Source organism: Candidatus Bathyanammoxibius amoris (assembly GCA_024451685.1).
Taxonomy (GTDB): Bacteria; Planctomycetota; Brocadiia; order Brocadiales; family Bathyanammoxibiaceae; genus Bathyanammoxibius; species Bathyanammoxibius amoris.
Genome location: JAMXCW010000015.1, coordinates 1 through 19544, shown reverse-complemented (window position 1 = coordinate 19544; position 19544 = coordinate 1). Strand labels below are relative to the sequence as shown.

The 19544-nt window shown below is 53.2% G+C and carries 19 protein-coding genes; 13 read left to right on the top strand and 6 right to left on the bottom strand.

Annotated features, from left to right (window positions below):
• The first annotated feature begins 11 nt into the window (after positions 1-11).
• The 4 genes from NOU37_08270 to NOU37_08255 are packed head-to-tail and all read left to right on the top strand — an operon-like array spanning position 12 to position 2024.
• Complete coding sequence (locus NOU37_08270) at positions 12-281, top strand: hypothetical protein (GenBank protein MCQ4575225.1); 270 nt, start codon at positions 12-14, stop codon at positions 279-281.
• On the top strand, positions 263-880 hold the full coding sequence (locus NOU37_08265) for a hypothetical protein (GenBank protein ID MCQ4575224.1): 618 nt from the start codon (positions 263-265) through the stop codon (positions 878-880). Before NOU37_08270 ends, NOU37_08265 begins: the two co-directional genes overlap by 19 nt.
• Positions 877-1317: a class I SAM-dependent methyltransferase gene (locus NOU37_08260; protein ID MCQ4575223.1), complete on the top strand. Its 441-nt coding sequence runs from the start codon at positions 877-879 to the stop codon at positions 1315-1317. Before NOU37_08265 ends, NOU37_08260 begins: the two co-directional genes overlap by 4 nt.
• Positions 1314-2024 (top strand): hypothetical protein, encoded by a 711-nt coding sequence (locus tag NOU37_08255; GenBank protein ID MCQ4575222.1) that lies wholly within the window; start codon positions 1314-1316, stop codon positions 2022-2024. Before NOU37_08260 ends, NOU37_08255 begins: the two co-directional genes overlap by 4 nt.
• On the opposite strand, the gene NOU37_08250 is transcribed toward NOU37_08255, so the two are convergent.
• On the bottom strand, positions 2021-2926 hold the full coding sequence (locus NOU37_08250) for a hypothetical protein (protein ID MCQ4575221.1): 906 nt from the start codon (positions 2924-2926) through the stop codon (positions 2021-2023). The genes NOU37_08255 and NOU37_08250 overlap by 4 nt on opposite strands.
• 60 nt (positions 2927-2986) lie before the next feature.
• Between NOU37_08250 and NOU37_08245 the strand changes: the two genes are divergently transcribed.
• The 8 genes from NOU37_08245 to NOU37_08210 all read left to right on the top strand — a co-directional run bounded on the left by NOU37_08245 (position 2987) and on the right by NOU37_08210 (position 10790).
• Entirely contained in the window at positions 2987-3643 is a 657-nt protein-coding gene (locus NOU37_08245; protein ID MCQ4575220.1) for a hypothetical protein, read from the top strand.
• Between the two features lie 160 nt (positions 3644-3803).
• Positions 3804-4259, top strand: coding sequence for a hypothetical protein (locus tag NOU37_08240; GenBank protein ID MCQ4575219.1), 456 nt, complete (start codon positions 3804-3806; stop codon positions 4257-4259).
• Between the two features lie 272 nt (positions 4260-4531).
• Complete coding sequence (locus NOU37_08235; protein MCQ4575218.1) at positions 4532-5206, top strand: hypothetical protein; 675 nt, start codon at positions 4532-4534, stop codon at positions 5204-5206.
• Between the two features lie 53 nt (positions 5207-5259).
• Positions 5260-6732: a hypothetical protein gene (locus NOU37_08230; protein ID MCQ4575217.1), complete on the top strand. Its 1473-nt coding sequence runs from the start codon at positions 5260-5262 to the stop codon at positions 6730-6732.
• A gap of 78 nt (positions 6733-6810) precedes the next feature.
• Positions 6811-8307, top strand: a complete 1497-nt coding sequence (locus NOU37_08225; protein MCQ4575216.1) for a S8 family serine peptidase — start codon at positions 6811-6813, stop codon at positions 8305-8307.
• Positions 8308-8321: 14 nt separating this feature from the next.
• Entirely contained in the window at positions 8322-8714 is a 393-nt protein-coding gene (locus NOU37_08220; GenBank protein ID MCQ4575215.1) for a dual specificity protein phosphatase family protein, read from the top strand.
• Positions 8690-9550, top strand: coding sequence for a hypothetical protein (locus NOU37_08215; GenBank protein ID MCQ4575214.1), 861 nt, complete (start codon positions 8690-8692; stop codon positions 9548-9550). Before NOU37_08220 ends, NOU37_08215 begins: the two co-directional genes overlap by 25 nt.
• 127 nt (positions 9551-9677) lie before the next feature.
• Positions 9678-10790 (top strand): hypothetical protein, encoded by a 1113-nt coding sequence (locus tag NOU37_08210; protein MCQ4575213.1) that lies wholly within the window; start codon positions 9678-9680, stop codon positions 10788-10790.
• Positions 10791-11108: 318 nt separating this feature from the next.
• Here NOU37_08210 and NOU37_08205 read toward each other — a convergent pair whose 3' ends face one another.
• The 3 genes from NOU37_08205 to NOU37_08195 all read right to left on the bottom strand — a co-directional run bounded on the left by NOU37_08205 (position 11109) and on the right by NOU37_08195 (position 11839).
• Complete coding sequence (locus tag NOU37_08205; protein ID MCQ4575212.1) at positions 11109-11291, bottom strand: hypothetical protein; 183 nt, start codon at positions 11289-11291, stop codon at positions 11109-11111.
• Positions 11292-11356: 65 nt separating this feature from the next.
• Complete coding sequence (locus NOU37_08200; GenBank protein ID MCQ4575211.1) at positions 11357-11512, bottom strand: hypothetical protein; 156 nt, start codon at positions 11510-11512, stop codon at positions 11357-11359.
• A 96-nt stretch (positions 11513-11608) separates the two neighbouring features.
• Positions 11609-11839 (bottom strand): hypothetical protein, encoded by a 231-nt coding sequence (locus tag NOU37_08195; protein MCQ4575210.1) that lies wholly within the window; start codon positions 11837-11839, stop codon positions 11609-11611.
• A gap of 595 nt (positions 11840-12434) precedes the next feature.
• On the opposite strand from NOU37_08195, the gene NOU37_08190 reads away from it, so the two are divergent.
• Complete coding sequence (locus NOU37_08190; GenBank protein MCQ4575209.1) at positions 12435-14417, top strand: DUF1858 domain-containing protein; 1983 nt, start codon at positions 12435-12437, stop codon at positions 14415-14417.
• 447 nt (positions 14418-14864) lie between these two features.
• Here NOU37_08190 and NOU37_08185 read toward each other — a convergent pair whose 3' ends face one another.
• Complete coding sequence (locus NOU37_08185; GenBank protein MCQ4575208.1) at positions 14865-16931, bottom strand: diguanylate cyclase; 2067 nt, start codon at positions 16929-16931, stop codon at positions 14865-14867.
• A gap of 408 nt (positions 16932-17339) precedes the next feature.
• Positions 17340-19544, bottom strand: a 2205-nt coding sequence (locus NOU37_08180) for an ATP-binding protein (GenBank protein ID MCQ4575207.1), incomplete at its 5' end; no start/stop codon positions are given.

The following is a 19544-nucleotide window of genomic DNA, read 5'->3' as shown; positions in this document are numbered from 1 at the left end:
GGGGGAGAGAAATGATTGTTGCCACACATCAGAGGAGGACGAGACAGGGGCTTAACTTTGGGAACCGCGCCCGGGAAGAAATTGCCGAGGCCACCACCCTGTCAGGCATCTTGTATCGATTCCTGCCCGATAGAGAGAGATGCATCATATGCAGCAGCGACTTGAATAAAAAGATTTATCTCATTAACCCGGGGGAAATTCAGGAGAGAAGAAATGTATTTCATCCCTCTTGTTCAGCAAACTGTAGGAGGAAGTATCTAGAATGGTTAAGCAAGGAGTAGTCTTGACAATCGTCTTTTTGTTACTTTTTTCGGGGACCGGATGTTCAACCCTCTTGCCTCCTGTGTTTGGACCTTTAACCGGCGGTGGCGGCGGCTCCAAGGCCGTGGAGCGAATCCATGAAAAGGCCCTGACCGCAACAGCTACCGCCAAGACGGACAAACATCTGGCAGTGGTAGACAATCTAACCAAAAAGGCAATGGACAAGGTATCCACGCCGGAGGTTTACAACCCGTACCAGCCCTCTCTGGGTGAGAAGGTCGCGTACACCTCACAATTTGTCGGCAAGGCCATAGAGAAGACGGCACCCGTGTTCCCTCTTGCCCCGTTGGTCGGGGGAGGTATAACCCTGCTGGGCAGTATGGTGGCCTCCGGTCTAGGCTGGGGCCGTCTGATGAGGGCCAGAAAGATGTTGACCGTCGCCGGCAGGGACAAAACGGAGCTGCAAGGGGCGGCAAACACCCTCATAGAAAGCATCGAGAACTTTTCGAACGACAATACCGAGGCTGGCAGGCTGCTCAAGCAGCTCATAAAGGACAGGTCGCTTGCCTCAGGTACCAGTGCCAGAATCCATGACATGGTGAAGGGAAAGGTCTCGTGAGGAGACTGGACCTTGGCTGTGGTTCCAACAAGAAAGATGACTACATCGGGATAGACGTACACCGATATCCCGATGTGGACGTCGTGAGGGACGTTGACAGCCACGGACTTCCATTTGACGATAGCTCCGTGGATGAGATTAGGGCCTCTCATTTCCTGGAGCACTGCCGGAACCTCATCTTCGTGATGAACGAGGTGCACCGGGTTTTAAAAACCGGGGGCCGTCTGACGGCGGTTGTACCCATTGTAGAGGCTGGCACGGGTGCCTTCCGCGACCCAACTCATGTGAGGTATTTTAACAAGGACAGTTTTATCTACTTTACCGAACACCCCTGGGTGTATGACGGACTGAACATAAGGCCCTTCAGACTGATAGACCAGGTGGTAGGACAGGACGACATGACTGTGGTGCTTGAGAAACCGGAGGTGAGAAAATGACCGAAAATCTATTGGACAGTGTTCTTGCGCGTGTGGAGGACCTAAAAGACAAGGTCCTGGAGACCTACAACGAAATCGAAGAGGAATTGACTATATCCGCGGACCAGGCATCGGGTGATGCCCTGGACGCAGACAAGCTCAGACTGAGAATGGATGCCGCTCAAGAGGCGGAAAAATCCAAAGCACTGGAACTATTTGCCGGAACGGGACAGCTCACCGGGTTCTATAAAGACTTATTCAGCAAGGTCTTCGTCGTAGAGAAGGACGAAGAGAAGGCAGAGGGGCTTAAGGAACTTGTGGGGGCTGAAAACGTCTTCGTGGGAGACAATCAGGATTTCCTGGATAATGAACTTCAGAATCATATGGATTTTACCTTCATAGATTTCGACCACTGGGGTTCACCCGCCAGGCTCATCCAGAGTTTTTTTGAGAAGATTCAAGACAGGGAAGACGGCTTCGTCCTGGCCCTTACTGACGGAGCGTTAACCACCTTCAGGATTAGGGGACAAATTAATCTCTACCAGCACTACCTGCAGGGTAAGGATGAGACGGTCAGTATAACAGACGAGATGTATGAGCGTTACGACGAGATTGTTGACGAGTTCATCAGAATAGTCTCCCAGATGCACGGATTTGAGGCGGAGAAGATAAACGGCGAGAGGAATTCAGGGGGCACGGCGTACTACGCCTCTTACAGGATTGACTAGATGCAGGCGCAGTCCTTCTGGGGCAGCGGCAGCGGGAGGCCGGGGAATATGGATTCCGCTTCCTTGCAGAGACCTATTGGGATATCCGGTCTTCGCTCTTTGAGGGCTTCAACGACCCTGCGGTACATGCGCAGGCGTGTCTCGGCAGGAACTCTCCGCCGCCTATCGGGGTCATTATGGTCCTTGCCGAAGGAGAATATATCGCTTCCGTGTCCTGGTCTCGCGAACCTTTTCAGGCCCGGGAAGTATCTAAGAGAGCCCAGTGTAACATTCTCAAGGGTCTTGATGGAGCATATCTCCTCAGCGATTTCTACATACGATTCTTCCCAGTCGGGGATGGGCACCATCGGGTCGAGGCGTATCCTGACGGGCCAGCCCGCCCGGCTCAGCGTGTCAGCCGCGGCAAGCCGCTCTTTCGGGGAAGGCGTGCCGTGCTCATAGGCCTCCCACGCGGGTATGGAATTTACGGAGAAGGCAGTTATTACGCTGCGCGAAGGCCTGAAACTGAGGATGTTATCAATGCACGTTGATTTCGTAAGGAAGTACAGGCGATGGCCCCAGGGATTGAGGCCTGAATCCTGGAAGACGGGTATTAAAAGCTTGGTCAGGCCCACTTTCTTGTCGTAGACAAGGGAATCGGCCAGCTCGCCCGTGACCAGTATACGAGGCTCGGTCTGTTGAATAAGCCAGGCCTTGACCTCCTTCAGCATGGCGGTATCGAGGTTGGTGAAGATGACGGGTTCAGGCAGGTAGCGAAAGGTGTACTGCAGGTAGCAATATTCACATTTGTACGGGCATCCGTTTGCCCATTTCAGATACCAGAAGTGCGGGCAGCATATGCCGGATGGGGTCTTGGTAAAATACTCTATGAATTTTCCCTTTCGTTCCCTTTCGGTAACCATTAACCGCGATTATAGGACTTTTGATAGACACGATTCAAACATATTTGGAGGATTTTTCCGATGGCAAAACCTGACGTTTACTGGTTCTATAACCACACCACAAGCAACGTGGCAAAGACAGCCGGTTCGGGGTCGGACAGTAACTTTAATCCCATTACCACGGGTACCGGAGCGTCCGCGTTTACGCTGTTATGGACCGGCTCGGCCGCCAATGACGGTGACCCCACCGGCACGCGTGACACAATCATCATACCTGACTCCGGCTCCGTCGAGATAGACAAGACCTTTATAGACGACGGCTCCATAGTCGACCAGGTACCCCTCGCGGGCACCAACCAGGGCCTGCAGCAGGGCGGCGACAACAGATACGTCTTCTGCATCCACATAGCCGGCCAAACGCAGTCGAAGGCGTTTCTTGAGTTCTGGAACGACGACAACCATAACAGCTTTAACTCCCAGGTGCTGGGTTCAGGTACGGCGGGCAGCTCCTACATCTATGGCTCCGGCACCACGTACTCAAGTCCGGGTTCAAGCGACTGGGCCGCTGGGGCCGTCAGGGTGGCAGGTTCAGGCTCTGACAACCGTCTGGAACTTTCCTCTGCCAACGTCCCCGGGGGCGGTGCCGACCTGTATTTTAATCTGGCCGTAAGGGTGCCCGCGTCGGCAAGCCCGTTCTCCGATAACCCGGTATGTACCCTGAGGTTCTCTTATTCATAAACAAGGCAATATAAGTAGTAGTCGAGCCTTCGGCCTCGAAGACCTCAGCCCGAAGGCTTGCTCGACTATTCGAAGGGGCGACTCTTGTGGTCGCCCAAACAGGGCAGGCGCAAGACCTGCCCCTGCTTTGCCACTACAATATATAGGAGACAGATGAGAAATGACACCAAAGGCGGAGTTGATGCGATTTGTTGTCACCTTTGAGGACGGTGAGGTGGCCGAGGGCAGGCCCCTGGGCTCGGTGGATACCGGCTGGAACGACCTGCCGGATAAGCCCATAAAGAAGCTCTCGTACACAAACCCCTACGGTGACATGATAGTGCTGCGGGGCTACCGGGAGTATAACCACATGGTGGAGTGCGTGCAGCACATAGGCGGCAGGCCCCACGTTACGGATGTCTACCTGATGGGTGCCGGCGGGAACGGCCGGCCCGGCAAGGCGGCCGCGGAAGGGGAAAAGGAAGGCGATGTGGTGGTCTACAGGCTCACCGCTTTCCAGAAGTCCGACGACGGCCCCGTCCAGGCTGGAGACGTAAGCGTCCGTGTCCATAAACGCGGCCAGGAGTACCTCGGCTCAGAGACCTGGGGCTGGAGGAAGGGCGTAGAAACGGATTGAAACCTTCACGTACAGAGACAATACCCATCGCGCCTGAAAATGAAACGGTAGACAACGAAGTTTACTTCGTTGAAGATTGTAGCGGCAGAGCTTGCTCTGCACAAATTCATCATAATTCGAGCAAGTCATGCCGAAGGTCGCGCCTCAGGCAAATACGCCCTCCAAACAAACCGGCGGATCGTGCGAAATACAGTCCGCCTCAGGGTAAAAATCTGCCGCCGTGTTTGGTGTGAGCGGACTACGCTACAGCTTAACCTTGTAGAGGGAAGATAATGAAGAATGTACTAACCAAAGACGTTGACCCGTTGTTTCTGGTTAAGGGACGGAACCGGAAGTTGCTGGAAGAGGTAGAACAATTCTTCAAAACCCTCCCCCTCGGTCATTCCCGGTACCAGATAAAGAATTTCATCATAGGGCAGTTTGAGAAAAGCTCGGCCGACCGTGCCCACAGGCAATGTCTCACGGAGATAAACACCCGTTACCACAGCCTGCTCGACATGCACTATCAGTACCGGAAGACTGAGCTTGAGATAAAGACCGAGGAGGTGAACGTCAGGGAACGCGACTACAAGCTTGAGAACGTGGTTAGCGACCAGTTCGAGCGTGAACGGCTTGAGCTCTCTATCGAGACGTCGAGGCTTGAGGTGTCCATGAAGGAGTGGGGGCTTCTTAACATAAAGAAGGCCATTGGTGAAACTATGCGGGAGATAACGCAATTCAAGGAGGAGATGGACCGGCTTGCCCCGCAGAGAAAATTCCCCGGCAACTACGAGCAGGCAGAGCCGGAGTACTGGCAGGGTGAATTCCTGCGCAGGTTCGTACAGGGCAACCGGGGCGAAAACCTGCCGCAGATACCGGAGGCCGAAAAGGAAAGGCTTATTGAATCACTGCAGGAGAGGGTAAAACAGCTTGAAGACAACAGGGAAGGGGCAGTAGGTGGGCACTAACAGGGGTTCTTATACGTTAACTATTACACCGGCCTGACGGACAGGAGATAACAATGGCTGATACATGGACGACCAAGACGGCGCTTCCAGAGGCCCGATACCAGCACGGGGGCGCCTCCATTGGCACAGATAAAGGCTACATAAGCGGCGGTGCTATATCCGGTGGAGGGAATGACCATCACAAAGAATATTCCCAGAGCGGTAATTCATGGACCGCAAAGACATCTATGCCCGCAAGCATGGCCACCTTGCCCGGTTCCACTTCTATAGGCAGCGACAAACTATATGTCACCGGCGCGATGAACAACATTTCAAACTACGAGTATTCCCAGAGCAGCAACTCGTGGTCTACCAGAACCGGTTCATCCAACTGGTCTACGGGAGGCAGCGGTGTCGGTGATGTGCTATGCACCATCGGGAGTGATAAGATGTACGGCAGGAAAGGCTCTGCGCATGAGGAATATTCGCAGAGTGGAGACTCTTGGGCAAGTAAGGCACTGCCCCCAAATTCCCGTAGTCACCCAGGTGGTTTTACTTTGGATTCTGATAAATATTATGCTGTAGCGGGCAGGACTGGTGGCACTAACTATGCTGATAATTATGAATACTCTCAAAGCGGTAACAGTTGGGCTACAAAGACCAGCAAGGGTGAGGCCACGACTGCTCCCGGTGGTGCCGCCGTAAACGGTAAAGGCTATATCGCCGGAGGGGATCATGCCACCCTGAACACGGCTATAAAGACAACGGAGGAGTATGACCAAAGTGCCAATGCGTGGACTACCAGGGCAGATATGCCCGGTAAAAGGTCACAAATGTCCGCAGTTACCATCGGCAGCTACAAAGGCTATGTCTTTGGTGGTTACACGCCCTATGACAGCTACAGTAATAACTACGAATACACCGCCGCTGACCCGGCAGTATATGACGCCCTGGAGGATTTGGAGTCATTCCTTGACGCAGAATACCCCACCGGGCTTGAGTACCTCAAGGCGGAGCTTAACGCGCTGGGCTGGTCTCTGGATGACCTTATGGCCGACGCCCGGGCACAGGCCTATACGGCCCTTGAGGACCTGAAGACTGAAGTTAGCGGAAACGCATGGAGCCATGAAGACCTTAAGGCCCAGCTTGAAGGCTATGCCCAGGCACTTGAGAGTTTGAGGGCAGAGGTCACCACCTCCAACCTGGGGTTTGAGGGACTCAGGTGTGAACTCAAGACACAGGACACACAGGGACCTTATGTATTCAACTACCCAACACCGGCGCCGGGACTGACTGGGGTTCCGGTCAACACGAACGTTACGCTTACCATCAGGGACGACGGCTGGGGTGTGGACATAGACAGCGTGTGGGTAGAGGTAGACAGCGTCAGGTATGAGAAGGGGGACGCCGGTTTTAGCTACTCCGGGACACCCGGGGAGTATGTCATTACCATAGACCCCACCACGGACTTTGAGTACAATCGCAGTGTCAGCGTCAAGGCGTTTGCCACCGACCTGGCCGGAAATCCGGGACTGAACCAGGGGTAATCCGGCAGGCGTGATTCAAGGTGCCTCAGCGCTTGCGCTGCGGGACGGCATAGGCGTTACATCTTTGAGGAAGGAATTATGTTAAGACTTCAGGGTTTTGCGTCACAGTATGAAGACGAAAAGACCTCGCTTTTGAGCAGGAAGGCGCTCGAGAGGATAGGGGCGGACCTGGTCCACCTGTACAATAAAGGCACGGGTGTGCGGGTCGGCCTGGTGGACTCCGGTATCTCAAACCACGTGGCCTTCAGAGAGCGCATTAAAGGCGGCTGGGACTTTGTCAGAAAACAGGCCCCCGACGGCACGGACGGCTACGGCCATGGGACGTTTCAGGCCGGTATTATCGCCGCCGACGGCAGCAGGGCATTTATCGCCTCCCAACCCGGCGGACCGCTGGACCTGGGCATAAACGGCGTGGCCCCCGAAGCCCACCTGTACGACCTGAGGATATCAGACGACGATGGGGTTTTGACATGGGACCGTGCGGTGGCCGCCGTGAACTGGGCCATAGAGAACGGGCTGGAGGTCATCTACCTGGGCTTCGGATCAAATAATTTCAATTATGCTTTGAGCGAGGCCCTTGACAGGGCATACCGGGCCGGCATCATCCTGGTAGCGCCGGTGGGTGGCACATATGCGGCATACACAGGTATAAATAACGACTTTCCGGGCAGCATCTCTATGGCACTCTTTCCGGCAAGACACGAGAAGGTGATAGGTGTGGGAAACATAAACCTCAGTGACAGGCCCGACCACTACAAAAGCTTCTGGGATATATGGGTGCAGATCATGCGGACCTGGCGTATCTATCACGCAAGAGACGGCAACACTGAGCTGGTCGCCCAGGGCGGCGGCAGGATAACGTACGGTTCAGAGCTTAAAGTAGGTATCGGTTCAACAAAGGGAACGAACAGTATGGGGATTGGTCTGGGAACTTCAATCAGTGCGGCATACGTGGCCGGTGTGGCAGCGCTTGTGGTTGCGGGCGGTATTGTTTATCGCCCCGGGGAGGTCAGACAAAGACTGGCCGACACGGCAACCATTCTGAGAAGTGAAGGTCTCGGTGACGAGATTAACCGGAAGATATACGGTCACGGGCTGGTTAATGCGCTTCTTGCGGCACCGCCCTGGCCCGTGGCCGCGGACAGCATAGAAACGCAGCGGGCACGACTGGGTATTACCGCAAAAGGGCTGGGCGACCCGGAAAAGGTAACAGCCCTGGCCAATACCCCGCCCAGGGTTACCGCGCCGGTTGACCCGGTTCCATATGTAACGCGATACCCGTCTCCCACCGATGAAGAGACAAACGTCCCCCTCAATAACCCGCTAAGGTTTACGGTGAGGAGTGACACCGTAGGTATCGATATAAGCACGGTGAAGGTCAAGATTAATGGGGACGTCTACCAGCACGGTAGCCCCGGCTTCTCCTTCACGGGCACCCGCCGCAGCTACAATATAGAGGTAAAACCTCCCTCGGGCAGCTGGGGCTACGAAGAAACCGTAGACGTCGAGATAGAGGCATGGGACCTGGCCGGAAAACCGGGTCTTGTGTATGAGCGGATTCTGGAGACTGCATAGGACTCAAGCCAACAATGAACGAGATAATAGACAACCTGTACATTACAGACCGTTACGTTGCCGAGGAACTCCCTGAGGACGAGTACAAGGTACTGCTGATAAGTCTTAACGGCATAACCCGGGAGCACGTGCACGTAGAGATTGACGACTGCGTTCCCTGGACGTGTGAGACCGTGGGGTTTGTTGTTGATACGATCTCTGGCTGGTTGGATAGGGGGGAGTGCGTTTGTGTGGCCTGCGACGCGGGCATATCCCGGAGCGCGGGGGCGGTTACCGCCTACCTGACCTCCGGGGGAATGGAAATTGATGAGGCCGTGGCGCTGATAAGGTCGAAACGCGGCATAACGAGACCTCACCCGTTGATAGTGGAGTCGATTGTTAAATGTTTATCGCAGAAGAAAGACTAAGGACCGAGACAAGGGCGGGCAGTGCGTGGCAATTTTTGTTTTCCACCGGGCTGGCCCCGGAGTGGTCGCTTGAGACGGAGACAGGTGCAAGACTGCCGGAGACGTCACTGCTGGGTTTCTGGTCTGACGTAAAGGCCGGAAGTGCCTACGAGTTCGCCTTTGCGACGGGCGTGGCCGACGGGTGGATGCTAAGGAGCAACGCCGCAGCCGCTGCAATATTTGATTTTAACTTTGAAACGGAGTTCCCCCAGGGCTGGCTTTTCAATACGGACGTAAAGGCCCGCAGCCCCCTGCGGCTCAGTTTCACCACGGCGTTTGCGCCTTCCGGGAGACGCCTGGGAGAGGAGAGGCTTGAACTCTACCGCAGCGGCAAGACAGACCACGAGTTGCTGACAATACCCGTGAACTGGTACCGGAAGGACACCGAGAGAACCTTCAGTCTTGACCTGTGGTTCGCCAGGCTTCAGGCGGCTGAAGCCGCGGATGATGTGAGAATATCGGCATTTCCGCTGGGTAACGATAACCGTCTCGGAAAGGAGATGGTGGATAACGGATACCTGGAGGTAAGACTCACCGGTCAGTCCGCTTACACACCACTTACAACGGGGACGGAGTTCAGCGTCGGGCCCGTGCGCGCCAACAGTAAAAAGACGCTTGATTTCAGACTGTCCGTACCCGGTTCCGCCGCGTCCATGGGCCTGGTCTTTGTCGCGCTCAGGCTGAAGTTTTTGCGCAGCGTGCTCTACGGTTCGACCCCCTTCGGCCGGGCAATCTCCGGAGAGTTTAGCGGCAAAAAATCTGAAACGGTACTGGTCAAGCTTCACATCATGAGCTAAAGAGTTTCTTGACCGGCATGAGGCCGCCTCTGGCGGACTTTTCGCCTGAAGCGGACTGGGCTCCATAATAATAGTTTATCAAAAGGTCTCCAAATAAGACTGAGAGATGAGATGGAGGTGACAAACCATGCCTGATTCATTAGAGAACGTAAGACTGGACGTAAGGGCCTCTGTGGAGACCGCTACGTTTACAACGGAGGTGAACCGCAGGGAGAGCCTCCAGTACATCACGACGGAATTCCATATCATCCTCACGAGCTCTCCATACAGGGTGAGGCTGGACGAGGTGCCGGACAGGGAATCGGGCGTAAACATCTCCGGGTACACAGAGGTAACGTCGCTACCCGCCCAGTCCGGGGAGTTCTACGTGGACTGGGTGATGGGTTATGTCCACTTCCACAGCTCGGACGCCGGGGAGGTGGTAAACCCGCAGTATTTTGGCATGGGCTCACTCATAGACGCCACGGATATAAACAAGATTACACGCGAGCTTACTTATGCCAGAGACGTTACCCACCGCCTGAGGGCGTCGGCGCAGGATACGCCGAACCGGTCTATCACGATAGCCGGTGGGGCCTTTATGCTGGGCAACACCGAGGCGACCTTCCTGGGCAATAATAACATAAGACTGGGGACGGCAGGTGAGTTTGAGGTCGCTGCGATGACGGCGGGATATTATAACAAGGTCCTATTTACGGTGGACGCCTCCGCGAGACTGAACAGCTACGAGGGGAGTCCCGGCGACACGCCTGACTCCGTCCAGCCTCCCGCCTTCCCCGGTGGCGAGATGCCCGTCTGCGTCGTTACCGTCCACGATGACGGCTCGGCCGCCGCCGGGACAATCGATAACATTGCCCCCGGTGACGTGAGGGACGTCAGGATATTCCTCCAGGCCCCTAAAGTAGAACACCGGTATCTGACGGTGTACCATGAAGGGGCGCCCAGCCAGGGGGAGGTATTTTTCGACGGCTTCCTGTTTGGTGAAGACGTTACAATAGATAGGATTACAATACATGCGCGGAGCGCACCCAGGGGGAGTAATGTGGAAATAGACCTGATGAAGAACGGTTCCGCCCAGGGCCGCACAGCCACACTCACCCAGGACACCCTCTCCGGGTCAACGGCCATTCAGTCCATAGACTACGGACCCGGCGACAGGCTCGGACTAAAGATCCTGGCCGCCGACTCCCAGGAACAGGCCGAGGGGATTAGCGTTATAGTTCATTATTTCGCTGGTTAGGCATAACGGATGTGGGGCCCGGAGGATGACCCCACAAAAGGACGTTTCCTCCCCTGTTAAGAGGAGGGAACAACGGGGGCTAACCGACATACTGGCAGGGGCAGGAGTGTATAATGTGGTCCCGCCTTATCTATGTCAACGGGACAGTAAAAAACGCATCCTCTGGCTCAGATATTCAGTCATGCCTTTCCACAGAGGATTTTGTCACCTGAAACTGCTGGGGGTCACAGATGTCAAATTATCCTCTGTGAAAGGCAGTTACGGGAACTAACCAATTCATGCACTCCGGAATGGAGATGGAGGACCAGCTTTTAACTCCTAGCCGCCTCCCCTGTTCTTGGTGAGCAAATATCGCTGCCGTCTCGACGCGGCCCCAACCTTTGCCTTATCCACCTCTTCCTTCTCAAAGCACTTCCCCCACGCCATTTCAGGCTCAAACGTAAGGGGGTATACGTCTATTTCTGCAAAGCGTCGTTTACTGTCAATAAGCTTGGTACCCACAACACCACCCCTTTTCTATCCACATCCGTGTGACCAGGGCGCAAAATAGTCAATATGGCCATGATCTAGGTCCTCACGAAGGCGAGGACGACCGTACCGGCACTGGCACCAACGCTGGCCGCTATCTTAAGCGCCTTTCGGCTCCCCTTCGGTCTCCTCACGTCTCTACCGGGCTGCAATAATACCGTCTCGTTAAAAGACCTCACGTTCTTTTTGAACATTTTACACCCCTCCACACTTTTTAAATGATACAAGGTGTAACGATTTGGATACGGACCGCCTTCGCGAGGGATTTTACCAGACTCACCAATCGATATCTAGGTGACGTCCAATACCTCAACCCCCCGAGCGCCCATGGCCGAATAAACCCTCGGCTCATAATATGTGCCTTCCCGGGCGTGCTCCAGCAGATAATTGCAACGGGGGCACCTGCGATTGTGCGGCCCATCACTCCTGAACACCCTGCCACACATCAGACAGGCCCTAACCCCTTTGCTCGACCTGAACCGCGCCCTTAAGCCATAGTCAAATTTCATAGTGCGTTTCATTGTAGGGCTCCTTCTTCCACCAGAAACATTTCTAAATTCGCAACAGTCATCCAGTAAAAACTGCATTTCGCGTGCCAAATAATCACTTTTACACGCATCTTTTTGGTGAGCCATTTATCCTATTGTCCACTCAGCCCTTACGCTAATTAACCCCCCGCATCCAAAGCCATTCTACGTAACTGCATCTGAAAATGAACACCAAATATTTTCCATATGACACCGCAACGCCAAAATTGGAACGAAATATTTTCGTGTCATGCGACCGGTCATCATTTCATTCTCTTCAGAGACACTTCAAATGAGGAACTTAAATATTGAAAGTATGTAACATTTCAGGGCAAAAGCCACAGCATATAAATAGTATTTAAAATACTATATAAACATATTGAGACCTCTGAAAAAGTCCCCAGAATTGTCATTCTGAGGGCTCGCCCAATCCGCCTGAGGCGGAGCGAGGCCGCCGGCGAAAGCCTTTGTGCGGAAATAACTGATTGACTTACCTGCTTCCTCTGTGCTATTATTTTTTTTACCCTCCACTTACTATTTATACATTTAACTTCTTCTCCTGCAGAATTTAACTTGAGGAACTGCTAGCGTGAGGGCTGCAAAAAACAGCAAGGTACTGGACATACTGAAGGAATATCCTGCCGCAGCAAAGGTATTCCACAAGTTCCACCTCTATCCTTTCAGGGATTTGGACAGCGACCTGGAGACTCTAGCCGCTAAAGATGGAGCGGATCTGGAGGCGTTCTTACGGGAGCTGAACGCCGCCATTGCATCCCCTGCCGCGGGCGTTGAAGCCGCTGGAGTTACACCCGGCAGAAAGATACACCAGAACATGAGCTTCAGGCTGGTCACCACCCGTTACCCCGAGACGAGGGCCGTCTTCAACACGTACAAAATCTTGGAACTGGCAGAGGAGCACTGGCCTGACGAAAAGATGTCTTTCTTCGCCCTGGGTCTCCACCTGTCATCGGATAAGCTGGTTGACGAGCTTAACGAGGCCCTGGAAGGTTCAGATGCCACCGCCTTGAAGGGTGGCGCCGTTCCCCGGCCGGAAGACATCCACATAGGCTTCTTGAAGGTGTCCATCCTGTTTGCGCTAACCACAGGATGCTTGTACGGTGCGGGCTTCCTGTTCTATTTTGCCATGAGCGGCACCCTTTCGGGGGTGCCCAGGGCCATGCTGGAGGCTCACGGCCACACACAGGTCTACGGGTGGGTGGGACTCTTTATCATGGGGATATCCTACTTTGCGCTGCCCAGATTTTGGGGCACGCCGCTGTATAACGTCTTTATCGCCGGGAAAACGCTTATACCAATGACAATCGGCATAGTACTGGTCTTCGTGTCCAGGCATCTGCTACTTATGGGAAACTATACACCGTTCTGGGTCATGGCCATAGCCGGAAGTCTTATGGAGTTATTGGCAATATGCCTTTTTATCTATCTCATGGTCAAGACATACCGTTCCAATACCACCAGAAAGTTTGAGGTCTACGAGGCATATTTCTTTGCGGGATACGCCTGGTTTTTGGTACAGGCACTGATTTTCACTGGGACCCTGGTATACATGGCCTATAACGGGCTGGATACCATCCCGCCCCGGGTAGAACAGCCCATGCTACATATGCAGATAATGGGTTTCGCCTGTATGGTAATACTGGGAATCCTGACCAAGACCCTACCCATATTCCTGGGTATAAAGGAACCCAAAAAAGACATAAACCTCTACGCATTCCTGCTGCTAAACGCCTCAATCCTGCTCAGGGTTCTGAGTCTGCTCTTTATGGAAACGTACCCCCTCTTCAAGACAACGTCTCTTGTGGCAGGGTTTCTGGAGTCGCTGGCGGTCCTGCTCTTCTTTTATAACCTCAGACTGCACCGCATAGGAGAAATAGAATCCGGTGTGCCGAGAAAGGACTTTCGGAAGTTCATAAAGGCCGCCCTGTTCTGGTTCATTGTGGCGGAACTCGCGCTGCTGTACTTCAATTTACACCAATTCTACACCGGTGCAGCGGTGCCGTACGCCCTGTTTGGCGCCTACCGGCACGCCATATTCGTAGGGTTTATAACCATGATGATATTGGGCTGCGCCTCCAAGATGATTCCCATGAGCATAGGAGTGCAGCTCTATAGCTACAGGGCCCTGTTCTGGAGTTTTGTCTTGATAAACACGGGTACCGTCCTGCGCGTTACGTGTCAACCGCTGGCTGCGGATTACAACATGACCGCCCTCTACCTCCCTATGGGCATAAGCGGCTTCTTGGAATGGGGCGCGCTGTGTCTCTTCGGCTACAACATCTGGAAGACAGTTGGCCAGAAACCTGTCAAGGAAACTCAACAAGATGCGGGAGAGAAAATTACCGTGGTAACTCCCGAAACAAACGTTTACCAGCTGGTGAAACAACATCCGAAGACGCTCGACGTCCTGGTAAACCGGGGCTTTAAACAGCTAAGGAACCCCATGCTCTTAAATACACTGGCACGTACAGTTAACATAGGCACTGCCGTAAGCATCCACAGCACCGACCTGGGAAGCCTTCTGAAGGAACTCAACGACGCAGTTGACAAGTAGTTACGCCGCGTTCCGGCCCTGAGGCCCGATTGTTAACTGAAATACACACACATAGTAAACCGCAGATACCAGTAGATACGACTGAGTCGCAGTCTCAACTACAATCTCTTTTTACCCTCCCCCGGAATGTCTTGCATAGATTGACCATAAAGTCGAGCAAGCCTTCGGGCTGAGGACCTCGAGGCCGAAGGCTCGACCACTACATAGTCTCAAGATTGTAGCGGCAGAGTTTACTCTGCTTAAGACTGTCGCAGCAGATTTTATCCGCCTCTTGCGTGGCCTGTCCCTACGGCAGACATTTGGGCAGGCACAGGGGCCTGCCCCTACCCTACACGTTAGCGTTGAGGTATTTTACACATGGAACGGATTGCTACTCGTTCTTAATGGGCGGGGATTGCGGGCAGAAGGATAACGGGGTAAAGTGGATTCACTATCTTACAACGTGTCCTACAATTGCGGCAGGAGCACAGTCTTGTTAAGGTCTTTTAGATATATCTTCTTTTCTTTTGACAGCAGTTCCTTTATACCTTTCACGAAGGGTGCCACAAGGGTTGGGTCTATTTGCTTACCGCCTATCCTCTCAATCTCTTCCAGGGCTTCCCTTGCAGTAAGCGGCTTCTTTCGATAGGGCCTTTCAGAGGTCATTGCCTCGAATGCATCGCATATGGCCAGCAGTCTCGCCCCAAATGGAATATTATTTTCTTTAATCCCGTAGGGATAACCGAGGCCGTCCCACCGTTCTTGATGGAAATGGATCAGTTCCAGCTCCCTCTGCAGGAAGCCCATCGGGCCGAGTATTTTTGCCCCCGCCTCTGGATGTTTTCTTACAACGGCCGTTTCCTCTTTAGTAAGCGCACCTTCTTTTTTCAATAACCCGTCCGGGATTCCTATCTTTCCAATGTCATGCAGCAGACCCGCCGTAGCAATGACGTCTACCTCCTCATCAGAGAGTTTCTGGTGTCTTGCGACCGCGCCGGCATAGTAGGACACCAGGTATGAGTGTGTGGCAGTGTACCCGTCCTTGGCTTCAAGGGCATTAACTAGGGCCTTGACGGATTGTACGTAGCTGCTCTTCAGGTCTTTTGCCGTACTTGACGCATAGCGTTCATAATCCGCGACGGCTGTTTTTGCGACCTGACTGGCGGGAGCTTCCGGCTTTTTGTGGATCTCAGCCCAGCAGACCACCCGGTTTCTGCCCCTCAATTTTGCCTCATAGAGTGCGCTGTCGGCATGACCGAGTAAGGTATCAACACAGTCAACACCCGCATCCTGTATACAGCTTACACCAAAACTTGCAGTGACATGGACTTTTATCTCATTATCCAGGACAAAGGTTCTTTCGCTGACGGCCTGACGCAGCTTTTCTGCGATTACTACGGCCCCGGCCGTATCGGTCTCTGGCAGTATGGCACAGAATTCCTCACCGCCGTATCTGCCCACTATGTCTATGGTCCGCAGATGCTCCTTAAGGAACGAGCCAAACTTCACAAGCACTTTATCACCACCTTGATGACCGTATGTGTCGTTTATCGTCTTGAAGTGGTCTAGATCCAGCATAATCAAAGACAGGGGTTTTTGGAATCTCCGCGCCTTCTGGTACTCTATCTCCAGGGTGTCTAGTATGTAGCGGTGGTTGTACAGTAAAGTCAGTCCGTCCGTTACTGAGAGTGCGTTCAGCTTTTGGTTTGCCTTTTCCAGCTCCAGGTTTGCCGCCTGCAGGTTGTGGAGGAGCTGTTTGAGCAGGAAGCCCTGCCTGTACTTCTCCCACCCCAGTTTTATCCTGCCGATTACGTCTTCGGTATCCAAGGGTTTTGTTATATAATCAAAACTGCCGGACTTCATGGCCATGACTGCACTGTCTATGCTGGGCATGCCCGTCATAACTATGGCCATCATCTCGGGGAAATGTTCCCGTACCCTCCGTACAAGCTCGGTACCCTCCATATCCCCGAGTTTAAGGTCCACTATGATGATATTAAATAACTCCTCTTCAACCTTCCTTACGGCCTCGTATCCGCTGCTGCAGCTCTTACAGTAATAGCCCGCACCCTTTAGGCTCTCTTCCAGTCCCAGACGTACCACGTGTTCGTCGTCCACAACAAGGATATTGGGCCTTTCCAACGCATGTTTGCCCTTCTCAAGAAACTTTTTGGTCAGCAGGGCCCGTCTCAGGGAGGCAAGGGTGTTATCCTTTTGAAGCGGTTTCTCCAGAAAGTCAAAGGCCCCCAGCTTCATTACGGTAAGGGCCGTGTCTATAGAAGAGTATGCGGTTATAAAGATTATGGCGACCTGTGAGTCTGTATTTCGTATAGTCTTGGCCACATTCAGGCCGTCAGTGTCCAGCAATTTATAATCGAGGAAGACGGCGTCGAATTTTTCATTGGCGAGTTTCTCCAGGCCCCCGTTGCCCGTCCCGCTTACGCTGACATTGTACCCCTCCCCCTTCAATACAAGTGAGAGGGCTTTCTGGATGGATTCCTCATCGTCTATAATGAGTACCTTCTCAGCAACCATATAACTGCACCTCCATATACAAAAAGATGTCTGAAAACTGCAAAGTAACGTTGCGCATTATCATTGCGATCTCCCCTCCAAACTAACTGACGGGTTTTTCAGCCTCTGGCGTGACTTCGCCATTTCCGTTCCTCGCAGTGACAGTTTCGTGCGTTTTCCAGAACTCTCATAAGGACATGCCGCCAAAAACCCTGGAAGAATGCCAACGTACCCAACAACTTAAATTTACCTCCTCAGTTCAAGTCCGTCAAGCTAATTACCGCGCGGCTTCCGAGTCCAACCTGTGACCCTTTTGTAACGAAGTTTACTTCGTTGACGCTCATCGACCGTCTGTTCACCCCCACCTGCGCCGGAGGCGCACATGGCCCTACATTTGAGCAGAGCAAAGCCCTGCCACTGCAAAAAAATTTAGAGTGTCGCAGGGCCTCCCTGTACAGAGGGGGGCGGCTTGGTGATAGGCAGTGTCACTTTCACCGTTGTACCCTTGCCCACTTCCGACTCTATCTCTATCGTGCCCCGGTGGGACTGTATCGTTAACTGGGCAGAGGACAGCCCGATGCCGGTCCCCTTCCCCGGGGGCTTGGTGGTGAAATACGGGTTCATTACATACTGCAAGTCTTGTTTAGTAATCCCACTGCCGGTATCCGTTATACTTACCTGGACCTTTTCCTCCTTTGGGACGTATCGACTTTTAATGGTCAATGTCCCGCCCTCCGGCATGGCGTCTACGCCATTTGATATGATGTTCATAAACACCGTCTCTAACTGGTTGCTACTCCCCAGGACATGGGGAATAGTCGGAGATAACTTTTCTACGAGCTTTATCTTCAATAATTTTAATTGAGGCACAAACACGCCAAGGGTATGTTGCAGGATTTCGTTGATGTAAACGGGTTCTTTCGCCGGTTTCGGCATCCTTGATATGCGCAGCAGGTCTTTCGTCACATTGCTACAGCGTCTGGCGGCCTCTCTTATCTCCGTGAGACCGTCCTTGAATTCCTTGTGGAGGGCCGAGTCTTTAATCTCCTCTGTTTTCTTCAGGAGGAGGTCGGAGAACATGTTTATCCCGGAGAGGGGATTGTTTATAGAATGGGCCACGCCGCTTGAGAGGCTTCCGATGGCTGACATCTTCTGGGCCTGAAGTACCTGCATCCTCGTTTCCTCAAGATCGGCCTCCATCTTCCTCCTGGCTGTAACGTCCCTGATAACCTCTATAGCCCTTGTTACGCTGCCATCGGGATTAGGGAGGGGGAAGGCATGGACCTCATAGATCTTCCCGTCCGGTGTCAGCTCCTCCTTATGGCGATGGGCGTTATCCTTAACGGCCTCACGGCAGACACAGCGCTCGCACTCGCTTTCTCTCCCCCAAAAGGTGTAACAGGGGTGTTTGAGTCCGTCGGGACAGAGCTCCCAAAACGGGTCGTTTTGCAGAGAGACCTTATGGGTTTCAGGGTCTATGACCCTTACCAGGCACCCTATATTGGCTAAAATGATATTGAGGTGGTCGTGGCCGTTCTTGATTTCTTTAATGTCGCCCTCAATGGTGTCGGCCATTGCATTAAAACTCCGGGCCAGAACGCCTATCTCATCACCACGGTTTACCACAGCCCTGTGTTTCAGGTCACCGCCCGCAAATCTCCGGGTTACATCAGTCAATCTCCTGATGGGCCTTGACGTCGAAGCGGCAAAGAAGAACGCCACGCTGATAACCGCCGCGACACTTATCAGGCCTACTATCAGCGCAAAGATGCCTACCATTTTTACCGGGGCAAAGGCCTCTGACTCGTCTATCTTCACAACAAGCCCCCAGCCCAGGGAGGGGATGTCTTGATATGCGGCCAGTACCGTAACGTCCCTGTAATCAGGGGCTATCAGCGTCCCGCTCTCCCCCTCCAGCGCAAGTCTCATAGCTTTCGCCTCTCTGGAATCCACAGGTATGGACAGGCTGTAGGGTGCATCGGGAGCATGGCGCAAGGAGTTCAAGAATACTATGTTGTCCCCTTCCCTCCGCACTAACACGACCTCTCCAGTCTCGCCCATCCCGGCACGGCTGGCTGTAAGCTCATTCAGAGTGGAAGCATCATAGTGATTGACTAAGACGCCTATTGTATCAGTGCCTCTCCTCGACGTAATAGGAATGGAAACATCTATGCTCTTCATCTTGAGGACGGGAGAGTTGTGGGGCTGACTGATATAGGACTCATTATACTTCCTATGTATGCCCTGCTTAAATATTTCATCGTCGGACACATCCCGCCCAACCATCAATTCGTTAGTGGATGCTACGGTCGTGCCGTTCATGCCCAAAATTTCTATCGCTAAAATATTGGTGTCCAGCGGCATCTTTTCCAAGGAAAGGTGTTTATTCAGGGCAATGACCGCCTTGTCATTAAGAAATCCCTTGCCATTGATTGTCTCGAGTTTATCCCTTATGAACCCGTCGGAGCCAAAATTTACGGCCTGTTTACTCTTTACCTCCATAAACTCCAAGACTTGGGCCTTTCTCGATTCCGCAACCGCCGTCAGCCAGTTCAGTGTCTCTTCCTTCAGCGTCCTCCTCGCATGGATGTAGCCCAGGGTGGAGATTAAGACGATGGGTATGAGCGAGATGCA